General features: G+C 73.8%; 10 protein-coding genes. 3 read left to right on the top strand and 7 right to left on the bottom strand.

The genetic code is table 11. The features are described from left to right. Positions 1-46: 46 nt before the first annotated feature. The 3 genes from DLJ49_RS07695 to rsmA all read left to right on the top strand — a co-directional run bounded on the left by DLJ49_RS07695 (position 47) and on the right by rsmA (position 3,427). Positions 47-1,303 carry a peptidylprolyl isomerase gene (locus tag DLJ49_RS07695; RefSeq protein ID WP_115392951.1) on the top strand — a complete coding sequence of 419 codons (1,257 nt, stop codon included), beginning with the start codon at positions 47-49 and terminating at the stop codon, positions 1,301-1,303. Beyond that, positions 1,300-2,319 carry a 4-hydroxythreonine-4-phosphate dehydrogenase PdxA gene (gene pdxA, locus DLJ49_RS07690; RefSeq protein ID WP_115392950.1) on the top strand — a complete coding sequence of 340 codons (1,020 nt, stop codon included), beginning with the start codon at positions 1,300-1,302 and terminating at the stop codon, positions 2,317-2,319. Before DLJ49_RS07695 ends, pdxA begins: the two co-directional genes overlap by 4 nt. Before the next feature lie 265 nt (positions 2,320-2,584). Next, a complete protein-coding gene (gene rsmA / locus DLJ49_RS07685; protein ID WP_115392949.1) occupies positions 2,585-3,427 on the top strand; it encodes a 16S rRNA (adenine(1518)-N(6)/adenine(1519)-N(6))-dimethyltransferase RsmA in 843 nt (280 codons plus the stop codon). A gap of 84 nt (positions 3,428-3,511) precedes the next feature. On the opposite strand, the gene DLJ49_RS07680 is transcribed toward rsmA, so the two are convergent. From DLJ49_RS07680 to DLJ49_RS07650, 7 genes are all read right to left on the bottom strand, one after another. Then, complete coding sequence (locus DLJ49_RS07680; RefSeq protein ID WP_115392948.1) at positions 3,512-4,441, bottom strand: DUF4167 domain-containing protein; 930 nt, start codon at positions 4,439-4,441, stop codon at positions 3,512-3,514. Positions 4,442-4,681: 240 nt separating this feature from the next. Next, a complete protein-coding gene (prmC, locus tag DLJ49_RS07675; RefSeq protein ID WP_115392947.1) occupies positions 4,682-5,512 on the bottom strand; it encodes a peptide chain release factor N(5)-glutamine methyltransferase in 831 nt (276 codons plus the stop codon). Further along, complete coding sequence (gene prfA / locus DLJ49_RS07670; RefSeq protein ID WP_115392946.1) at positions 5,509-6,573, bottom strand: peptide chain release factor 1; 1,065 nt, start codon at positions 6,571-6,573, stop codon at positions 5,509-5,511. Before prfA ends, prmC begins: the two co-directional genes overlap by 4 nt. A 200-nt stretch (positions 6,574-6,773) precedes the next feature. Further along, entirely contained in the window at positions 6,774-7,553 is a 780-nt protein-coding gene (locus tag DLJ49_RS07665) for a ZIP family metal transporter (RefSeq protein ID WP_115392945.1), read from the bottom strand. 73 nt (positions 7,554-7,626) lie between these two features. Further along, entirely contained in the window at positions 7,627-8,766 is a 1,140-nt protein-coding gene (locus DLJ49_RS07660; protein WP_115392944.1) for an NUDIX domain-containing protein, read from the bottom strand. A gap of 147 nt (positions 8,767-8,913) precedes the next feature. Beyond that, on the bottom strand, positions 8,914-9,366 hold the full coding sequence (locus DLJ49_RS07655; RefSeq protein WP_115392943.1) for a TrgA family protein: 453 nt from the start codon (positions 9,364-9,366) through the stop codon (positions 8,914-8,916). Positions 9,367-9,425: 59 nt separating this feature from the next. Beyond that, positions 9,426-10,646 carry an SAM-dependent methyltransferase gene (locus DLJ49_RS07650; RefSeq protein ID WP_115392942.1) on the bottom strand — a complete coding sequence of 407 codons (1,221 nt, stop codon included), beginning with the start codon at positions 10,644-10,646 and terminating at the stop codon, positions 9,426-9,428. Between the last annotated feature and the right edge of the window lie 39 nt (positions 10,647-10,685).

Below are 10,685 nucleotides of genomic sequence, written 5' to 3'. Positions count from 1 at the left end.
GCGCAGGATGCGCGCCGGACGGCGCCCCCGACCGACGAGGTGACTCATGGGCCTCCGGCTCTTCTCCGTGATCCGCTCCCGCGCCGCAGCCCTTTCGGCCGCGCTCGTCGCGGCGGCACTCGCCCCCGTCCCTGTCGCCGGGCCGGCGGCGGCGCAGTCGAACCCCTTCCGCCCGGTGGTCGAGGTCAACGACCGCGTCGTGACGCAATGGGAAATCGACCAGCGCGCCCTGCTGCTGACGCTGTTCCGCTCGCCGGGCAACCCGCAGGAGGCCGCCCGGGAGGCGCTCGTCGACGAGCGCCTCCAGCTCGCCGCCGCCGAGCGGCTCGGCATCGCCCCCGCCCCCGAGGAGGTCGAGGCGGGGATGGCGGAATTCGCCGGGCGGGTCGACCTGACCACCGAGGAGTTCATCGCCCGGATCGGCCAGGCCGGCGTGGCCGAAGAGAGCTTTCGCGACTTCGTGCGCGCGGGCGTCGCCTGGCGGCAGGTGGTGCGGGCGCGCTTCGGCGCCCGTGCGCAGGTGACCGAGGCCGAGATCGACCGCGCCCTCGCCCTCACCTCGCGCCGGGGCGGGGCCGAGGCGCTCATCTCGGAGATCATCATTCCCGCCCGCAATCCCGACGAGCAGGCGCGGGCCGAGCGCATCGCCGCCGACATCTCCGCCAATGTCCGCGGCGAGGGGGCCTTTGCCGCCGCCGCGCGCCAGTTCTCGGCCGCGCCGACCCGCACGGCAGGGGGGCGCGTGTCGAACGCGGTCGACGTGGGCAACCTGCCGCCCGAGCTGCGCGCGCAGATCCTGACACTCGCGCCCGGCGAGGTCTCCGACCCGGTGTCGCTTGGCGGGGCTGTGGCGGTGTTCCTCCTGCGCGACCTCCGCGAGACCGGCGTGGCCGAGGCCGAGAATGTCAGCCTCGAATACGCACGCTACCTGATCCCGGGCGGCGCGAGCGAGGCCGCGCTGCAGGAGGCCGCCAGCGTCGCGGCGCGTGTCGACACCTGCGACGATCTCTACGGCGTCAACCAGGGCCAGCCGGCCGAGCGACTGACGATCGAGACCCGCGCGCAGGGCGACGTCCCGTCGCGCGAGGCGCTGGAACTGGCCAAGCTCGACGAGGGCGAGACGGCCACCTATGCCGAGGGCGGGACGCTGGTGTTCCTGATGCTGTGCGGGCGTACCGAGATCCGCGAGGAAGAGGTCGACCGCGCCGCCGTGCGCCGCCAGCTGATCGATCGCCGCCTTTCGGCCTATGCCGACGGCTTCCTTGCCGAGCTGCGCGCCGACGCGATCGTCCGCGAGCCGTGAGCGGGGCGCCGCGCCCCCCGGCGCAGGCCGGCAGCGCCCCGGCGGCGAAGCCGCTCGCGCTGACCTGCGGCGAGCCGGCCGGGATCGGCCCCGAGATCGCCGCCCGCGCATGGGAGACGCTCGGCGCCCGCCTGCCCTTCGTCTGGATCGGCGACCCCGCCCACCTGCCGCGCGGAACGCCCGTGCGCGAGGTGACGCACCCGTCAGAGGCGCCGCGCGTCGCCGCCTCCGCCCTGCCCGTCCTGCGCCATGCCTTCCCCGCGCCGGCCGCCCCCGGCCGCCCCGAGGCCGGGAACGCCGCCGAGGTGATCGCCGTGATCGCCCGCGCGGTGCGGCTGGCGCAGGAGGGGGCCGTGGCGGGGCTGGTGACGGGGCCGATCCACAAGAAGGCGCTGCAGGAGGGGGCGGGCTTCTCCTATCCCGGCCACACCGAGTATCTCGCCGCCCTCGCCGGAGTGGACAGGGTGGTGATGATGCTCGCCTGCGAGCACCTGCGCGTGGTGCCGGCGACGATCCATGTTCCGCTCGCCGAGGTGCCGCATCTTCTCACGCGCGACGTGCTGATGCAGACCATCCGGCTGACCCATGCGGGTCTGCGGCGCGACTTCGGCATCTCCGTGCCGCGGATCGCGGTGGCGGGCCTCAACCCCCATGCCGGCGAGGGCGGCGCGATGGGGCGGGAGGAGATCGAGACGATCACGCCGGTGCTCGAGGCGTTGCGCGCCGAGGGGCTGGTGCTGTCGGGGCCGCTCTCGGCCGACACGATGTTCCACGCCGCGGCGCGGGCGCATTACGATGCGGCCGTGTGCATGTACCACGACCAGGCGCTGATCCCGATCAAGACGATCGACTTCGCCGGCGGCGTGAACGTGACCCTCGGCCTGCCCTTCGTGCGCACCTCGCCCGACCACGGCACGGCGTTCGACATCGCGGGCCAGGGCCGGGCCGATCCGACGAGCCTGATCGCCGCGCTCCACATGGCCGAGCGGATGGCCCATGCAAGGAGGGCGGCGTGAGGCGGGAGGCGTCGCGGGGGGCGCTGCCCCCGTCGGCCCTGCGGCCGACTCCCCCGGGATACTTGAAGCAAGAAGAAGCAGCGGGTCTTTGCCCGGCAGAGCCCGGCGGCGCGCGCGCAGGCGAGGGGTCGCCGGGGCGGGCGGGCCGATGCCACAAGGCGAGGTCCGCGCCGGCCCGGGGCGCGGCGGGCGGAGGCGGAGCGGACGTGGGCGTGGGCCCGGGCGGAGCGGGCGTGGGCGGAGCGGGGCGACGAAAGGCCGTCGGATGAGCGCCATCGACGGGTTGCCGCCCCTCCGGGAGGTCATCGCGCGGCACGGTCTGCGGGCGCGAAAGGCGCTGGGCCAGAACTTCCTGCTCGATCTCAACCTGACGGCCCGCATCGCGCGCGTTCCGGGCGATCTGTCGGCGGCCTCGGTGCTCGAGGTCGGGCCCGGCCCGGGCGGGCTCACGCGGGCCCTGCTGGCCGAGGGGGCAGGCCACGTGCTGGCCGTGGAGAAGGATGCGCGCTGCCTGCCCGCGCTGGCCGAGATCGCCGCGGCGTGGCCGGGGCGGCTGAGCGTGATCGAGGGCGACGCGCTCGAGGTCGACCCGACCGCGCATCTCTCTCCGCCGATCCACGTCGTGGCGAACCTGCCCTACTACGTGGGGACCGAGCTTCTGGTGCGCTGGCTCACGCCGCCGTCATGGCCGCCCTTCTGGGCGTCGCTCACGCTCATGTTCCAGCGCGAGGTGGCCGACCGCATCGTGGCGACGCCCGGCACCCGCGCCTACGGCCGCCTCGCCGTCCTGGCCCAGTGGCGAACCGAGGCGCGCATCGCCCTGACGCTGCCGCCCGAGGCCTTCACGCCGCCGCCCAAGGTGCATTCGGCGGTCGTGCATCTCCGCCCGCGGGCGCGACCGGTGGCCGAGGCCGACGCGGCCGTGATGGAGCGGGTCGTGGCAGCGGCCTTCAACCAGCGGCGCAAGATGCTGCGGGCCGCCCTGCGCGGCCTCGGCGATGCCGAGGCGCTGCTGGCCGACGCGGGCGTGGCACCCACCGAGCGGGCCGAGCGGCTGAGCGTGGCGCAATTCGCGGCACTCGCACGCGCGCTAACAGCGCGGGGCTGACCGCGACAACCGACGGATCCGGGCCCGAGAGCGGGCACGTACCCGGCCGGCCCGGCGAAGCCCCGACCTGCGGGGCCATGGTCTCTATTCGGCCGCCTGCGTCGTGTCCGATCCGCCCTCTCCGGCCGGATCGCCGCCCGCGTCGGTGCCCTTGTCCGAGGTCTTGTCCCCGGCGGCGTCGGTGGCCCCCTCCGACGCCCCGGCGCCCTCACCGGCCGCCTTGCCGCGCGGCTTGGCGCGAGCGCGGCTGCGCTTGGGCTTGGGCGTGTTCTCGGGCGTCTCGACCAGCGTGCTCTGCCCCTCTTCGGAGGGGTCGATCACGTCGGAGCCGGCCTCGCCCTTCTCCACGCGGCTTCCCCCGCGCCGCCGGCGGGAGCGCCCCGCTTCGCGGACGTCGTCGCCGGCCTCGCGCGTCGCATCGCCCTTCTCCGCGTCGGAGAGGCTCTCCTCGCGCCGGCCCTGCCGATCATCGTCATTCGGCTGCGCCTCGTCCCGCGTCTGAGCCTCGTGCCGCGTCTGGGCCTCGACACGGGCGGACGTCTCGTGCCGGGCGCCGTTCTGTTGGCCACCGCTCGGTTGGCCCCCATTCTGCTGGCCCCCACCCTGCTGGCCGGAGTCCTGCTGGGCTCCACCCTGGCGCGCGTGGCCCTGCTGGTCGCCACCCGGCCCGGCATGGCCTCCACCCTGTCCACCGGCCTGCCCCCCGTGGTGCTGACCGTTGGCCTGGCCGCCGCCGCCGCCATCCTGGCTCTCGCGCCGGGCCTCCAGCTCGCGCATCGCCTCGCCCAGCATCCGCGTGTAGTGCTCGGCGTGCTGCTGGAAGTTCTCGGCTGCCACACGGTCGTTGGCAAGCTGCGCATCGCGGGCGAGCTGGGTGTACTTGTCGATGATCTGCTGGGGCGTGCCGCGCACCTTCCCCTCGGGCCCCGAGGAGTCGAACACACGGTTCTGGATGTTGCCCATCGAGCGCGAGCGGTTCGACTTCGACCGCGAACGTGACTTGGATGATCTCATGTGGTTACTGGTCCGCCTTGTTGCGGTATCGTGGATCAGGGAGCGGCCTGCCAGCCCCCGACTGAGAGGGCGCGCCTCTCGCCGCTGGATCCGTCTTCTCCGGGCGTACGCGCAGGACGTGCGGCCAACCGCTCCGAAATGCGCGGACCCTGATTGTCATGTCATCGGTCCGCTGGCAAGCCCAAATGCTCGTGGGGCGAGCCCGCGGCTGCTCGCTGCGGCGACCGCGCGACAGAGATGTCATGCGGTGCGTGCCGTGACCGCGCGTTCCCTCCCATCCATATCGGCGCGAGTCCCCGTGAGGGCAAGGCCCGCGGCGGCAAAGAGTTCCGCGACGGCCGCCGCCTGACCCGGCCCGGTTTCGACGATCAGCCGGCCACCGGGCGCCATCAGCGCGGGCGCGGCTGCGGCGATCCGGCGGTAGGCCGTCAGCCCGTCGGCGCCATCGGTCAGCGCCCCCCATGGCTCGTGGCAGCGCACCTCGGGCGCAAGGCCCGCCATGTCCGCCGCCGCGATGTAAGGCGGGTTCGACACGACAAGGTCGAACCGTCCGGCAAGCCCGGCGCCCCAGTCGGCCTCGACGAGGTCGAGCCGCCCGGCCACGTCGTGCCGCTCGGCGTTGACCCGCGCGACGGAGAGCGCGCGGGGCGAGATGTCGGTCGCCGTGCCCGTCGCCGCCTCCCGCTCGGCGAGCAGAGTGACGGCAAGACAGCCGGTGCCGGTGCCGAGGTCGAGAAGCCGCGCGAAGGGCGCCTCGAGCGCGGCGGCGACGAGGGTCTCGGTCTCGGGGCGCGGGTCGAGCGTGTCGGGCGTGACCGCGAACTCCCGCCCCCAGAAGGCCCGCGCGCCCACGATCTGCGCCACCGGCCGACGCTCGAGGCGCGCCGCGAGCGCGGCCTCGAACCTGTCGCCGGCCCCGGGCGGCAGCGGCTCGGACATGTGCAGCGTCAGCCGCTCGGGCGCGAGGCCCGCGGCATGGGCCAGCAGGCGCCGCGCGTCGCGCCCCGCGCCCGCGATTCCCGCCCCGGCCAGCCGGCGGGTCGCAGCGCGCAGCGCCTCGGCCAGCGTCATGCGCCCGCCCCCTCGATCTCGGCCAGTTTCTCGGCCTGATCGTGGGCGGCGAGCGCATCTGTCACCTCGTCTAGATCGCCCTCCATCACCTGGTCCAGACGGTAGAGCGTCAGACCGATCCGGTGATCGGTCAGCCGGCCCTGCGGGAAGTTGTAGGTGCGGATGCGCTCCGACCGGTCGCCCGAGCCGACCTGCGCCTTGCGCGTGGCCGCCCGATCCTCGGCCGCGCGCCGCCGCTCCATGTCGAACAGCCGCGCGCGCAGCACGGCAAGCGCGAGCCGGCGGTTCTGGTGCTGCGACTTCTCCGACGAGCTCACGACGATCCCCGTGGGCAGGTGCGTGATCCGGACCGCCGAGTCCGTGGTGTTGACGTGCTGCCCGCCCGCTCCCGACGCCCGCATCGTGTCGATCCGCAGATCGCCTTCGGGGATGTCGATCTCCACCTCGCCGGCCTCGGGCAGCACGGCGACCGTGGCGGCCGAGGTGTGGATGCGCCCCCCGCTCTCCGTCTCGGGGACGCGCTGCACGCGGTGGACGCCCGATTCGTACTTGAGCCGCGCAAAGACGCCCTCGCCCGTCACCCGGACCACCGCCTCGCGGATGCCGCCCAGCTCGCTCTCCTGCGCCTCGATCACCTCGAAGCCCCAGCCCCTGGCTTCCGCGTGGCGCTGGTACATCCGCAAAAGGTCGCCCGCGAAGAGCGCGGCCTCCTCCCCGCCCGTGCCGGGGCGGATCTCCAGCATCGCCGAGCGGGAATCGGCCTCGTCCCTCGGAACGAGCGCCAGCTTCAGCGCATTCTCCAGCTCCGGCAGCCGCGCCTCGAGCGCCGCCTTCTCCTCGGCGGCGAGACCGGCCATTTCGGGGTCGGCGAGCAGCGCCTCGGCCTCCGCCAGCGCCGTCCTCGCCCCGCGCCACTCGGCGATGGCGGCGACCACCGGCTTGAGCCCGGCATAGTCCCGCGACAGGCGGGCGATCTCGGCGCCGTCGCCCGCCTCGGCCATGCGCGCCTCGAGATATTCGAAGCGGCTCAGGATCTCGTCCAGTCTGTCCTCGGGGATCATGAAGCGCGCATGTGGGCGAAACCGACCGTCCGGTCAAGGCTCCACCCCTCCCGCCCGTGCCGCGGTCGCGCTCGAGCGCGGCCCCCCGCCCCTTCTTCTTGCTGCAAGTATCCCGGGGGAGGCGCCGCAGGCGACGGGGGCAGCGCCCCCACCCCGCCCGAAGGGCACAAGGGCATGCGCCGCGTTGCGTCGCGGCCGGCTCAGCCCAGCGCGACGTCGAGGAAGAGCATGATCGAGAGCCCCGCGGCCAGGCCCGCCGTCGCCCGCCGCTGGTGGCCGCGCCGGTGCGTCTCGGGGATGATCTCGTGGCTGATGACGTAGAGCATCGCGCCCGCGGCGAAGGCCAGCCCCCAGGGCAGGAGCGCCTCCGACAGCCAGACGGCGCCGGCGCCGACGAGGCCGCCGAGCGGCTCGACGAGGCCCGTCGCGCCCGCCACGGCAAAGGCGCGCACCCGCCCGTACCGCTCGCCCAGCAGCGCCACCGCGACGGCCAGGCCCTCGGGCGCGTTCTGCAGCCCGATCCCGACGGCGAGCGGCAGGCCGCTGTCGTGGCCCTCGGCAAAGCCCACGCCCACCGCCAGCCCCTCGGGCAGGTTGTGGATCGTGATGGCGAAGACGAAGAGCCAGATGCGCCTGAGTTCGGCCGCCGCCGGCCCCTCGCGCCCGGTGCCGAAATGCTCGTGCGGCAGCAGCTCGTTCAGCGCCGCCACCGCGCCCATGCCCACAAGCAGCGCCGCCACGACGATCGCCGCCGGCATCGCGCCTTCGCCGTGGCGGTCTGCGGCCGCCTCGAGCGCGGGCAGGATGAGCGAGAAGAACGACGCCGCCAGCATCACCCCGGCCGCGAAGCCGAGCATCAGGTCGCGCGTGGCCCGCGAGGGCGTGCGCCCGAACAGGACGGGCACCGCGCCAACGGCCGTCATGGCCCCGGCGGCGAGGCTGCCGAGAAAGCCCAGAAGCACCGGCGACATCGTCTCCAAGAAAGCCTCCCTTCAGCCCCGTTGCGGCAGGGCCGCGCCCCGGTCTCAAGCCGCGAACCGGGGGCCGGGTTCCTCAGCCCGCACGCAGGGCCGCGCGCCTGCGCTCGAGGGCGAGCGCGCTCAGGATCAGCGGCGCGTTGCCCGCCTCGCCGGTCTCGACCAGCGCCATCAGCCGGTCGAAGGGGACGACATGGGCGCGGATGTCCTCGTGCTCGTGCGCGACCCCGCCCAGGCCGGCGGCCGAATCGGGCAGCTCGGCCAGGCCGATGTAGGAATGGATGAACTCCGATTTCGCGCCCGGCGAGGGATAGTAGCGCCCGATCGGGATCAGCGGCCCGATCTCCAGACCCGCCTCCTCGCGCGCCTCGCGGCGGGCGGTCTCCTCCGGGGTCTCGCCGGGGTCGATCCGGCCGGCGATCGCCTCGAGCGACCAGGGCTGCGCGTCGCCGCGGGCGAAGGGGCCGGCGCGGAACTGCTCGATCACCATCACCCGGTCGCGCCCCGGGTCGTAGGGCAGCACCGTCACCGCGTCGGCCGAGACGAAGGCGGCGCGCGTCATGGGCTCCGACATTCCGCCGGCGAAGCGGGCGTGGCGCAGTTCGTATTCCTCGACCGCGAAGAAGCCGGCATAGGGCGTGCGCCGCTCCGCCACCGCGACGTCGCCCGGCCCGGCGCGGCGGCGCAGGGTGGTGGGCGGCGTGTCGGACGCGTTGAGCCGGGCCTGCGCACGGGCGCGGATCACCGGCCAGCGCCGCGCCGTCTCGTCTGCGGGGCGCATGCCGCGCAGCGCCATCGCCTCCTCGGCGGCGAGGCGCGCGAGGGGCGCGTGTCGCGCCTGCCAGTCGGCGAGATCCCACGCGCGCCTCGCGCCGCCCGCAGGCGGCAGCGCCTCGGCGCCGCAACCGACGGGGCGCCAGACCTGCGCGGCACGCGGGCCCTCGGCCGTCTCGACCGTCGCTGCCTCGCGGGCATAGCCGAACAGGCCCTCGTACCAGTCGGCCCGCGCCAGCGCCTCGGCCCCCAGCGCGGCGAGCAGGCCCGCGGCCCGCCCCTCGGGCGCGGGCGCGAGCACCGGCCAGTCGCCCCGCGCGACGCGGGCGACGGCCCAGCCGGGCAGCGCGGCCGGCACGACCGGCGCGTCGTCGCCCAGCACGACCCGTCGCAGCGTCGCATCGCGCAGCGTGCCGAACAGGAAGACGGGTGTGGTGGTCATGGCCGGGCCTGATCGAGAGGGGTCGTGCCCCCCATGCCCGCCCGCCCTCACGGGCGCAAGCTCAGGGGCGCAAGCTAAAAGGCGCCAGTTCAGGGGCTCAAGCTCAGGGGCGCAAGCTTACGGGCGCAAGCGGACGGGGCCCGCCGCTCAGGCGGCCTGCTGCGCCTGCCGCGAGGCCCATTCCGCCAGGAAGCCGGCCAGGATGCCGCCGCCCACGACGGCCACCGGCACCTGCGGGTCGGTCAGCCCGAGCTGGACATAGGCGATGGCCAGCGCCACCATCTGCTGCAGCGCCTCGACCGGTCCGTCGTAGCGCATGTCGGTCGCCCGGTCGAACATCTCGACCCCCGACCAGATGAACAGCACGTAGAACAGCGCGATCGCCGTCGTCCGCAGGCCCGAGGTCAGCGCCATCGGCCATCCGTGGCCCGCGAGGCGGCCCATCACCATCCAGCCGGCAATCCCGGCCACCAGCATGTTGAGCGGCGTGAACATGCCCATTCGCGTGCCCTCGGGCAGCAGGGGCTTGTAGAGCTCTGTCGCGAAGAACGCCATCGCAGCGAAGCCGAGGAAGGCGAACAGGCGGGTTGCGGTGGGCATCTCTCTGCCTCCGGGGCGCGGATCCATGCATCGGTCCGGCCGCCCCGCGGCGAGAGGGCTCACGCGCGCCGGGCGACCGTGACCTGTGTCACATCACAGATGTTTGACGAAAATGCGGCCGCACAGGAGCAGAGATAGAACTCCCACATCCGGCGGAAGCGCGCGTCGAAGCCGAGCCGCGCGATCTCGTCCCATCGCTCCTGGAACGTCTCGTGCCAGCGCCGCAGCGTCTGCGCGTAGGACTGGCCGAACTCGGCCGAGGACCGGAAGTCGAGGCCCGCGCGCCCGATCTCGGCGCGCAGCACGCCGGGCGCAGGCAGCATCCCGCCGGGAAAGATGTATTTCTGGATGAAGTCGACGCCCTTGCGGTAGCTCTCCCACCGCGCGTCCTGCACGGTGATGATTTGCAGGACGGCCTGCCGCCCGGGCTTCAGCCGCTCGCGCAGGGTGCGGAAGTAGACGGGCCAGTACTTCTCGCCCACCGCCTCGAACATCTCGATGGAGGCGATCCCGTCGAACTCGCCCGACACGTCGCGGTAATCCTGAAGGCGGATGTCGACACGATCCTCCAGCCCCGCCCTGCGGATACGCTCCACCGCGTAATCGTGCTGGGCCTGGCTGATCGTCAGGCCCGTCACCCTGAGGCCCCGCTCGCCGGCGGCGTATTCGGCGAAACCGCCCCAGCCGCAGCCGATCTCGAGCACGTGGTCGCCGGGCGCCACGCCCATCCGGTCGACCATCGCGGCGTATTTCGCGGTCTGCGCCTTCTCGAGGCTTTCCTGCCCGGTCTCGAACAGCGCCGAGGAATAGGTCATCGTGTCGTCGAGCCACAGCGCGTAGAAGTCGTTGCCGAGGTCGTAGTGGTGGGCGATGTTCTTCTTCGCCTGGGCCTTGTGGTTGCGCTGGAGCCAGAAGCGCAGCCGCTCGTAGGCGCGAATCAGCCCCATCCCCGGAAAGCCGTCGTACACCGCCGCGTTGTCGTTATGGACGAAATCCATGAACGCCATGAGGTCGGGCGTCGACCACCAGCCCTCGAGATAGGCGTCGGAGAAGCCCAGGTCGCCCTCGCGGATCAGACGCGCGAACAGGTCGGGCTCGTGCACGTCGAACTCGGCGACGGGGCCGGGCCTGTCGCCCTCGACGCGAAACACGCGGCCATCGGGCAGACGCACGTCGAGCCGGCCGTGGCGGATCGCCCGGGCCTGTTCGAAGGCGGGCGCGAAGTATCGGGGCAGGCCGCGCTCGCCCGTGGTCGTCGTCTTTACCGTCGTGTTGGTCATGCGTCGTGCGTCTCCGTCCCCCGCAGGCGCGCCCCCGCG

The organism is Rhodovulum sp. 12E13 (assembly GCF_003340565.1).
Taxonomy (GTDB): domain Bacteria; phylum Pseudomonadota; class Alphaproteobacteria; order Rhodobacterales; family Rhodobacteraceae; genus HLUCCA09.
The sequence above is the reverse complement of the archived record's forward strand: the minus strand, read 5'-3'. Positions and strand labels throughout refer to the sequence as shown.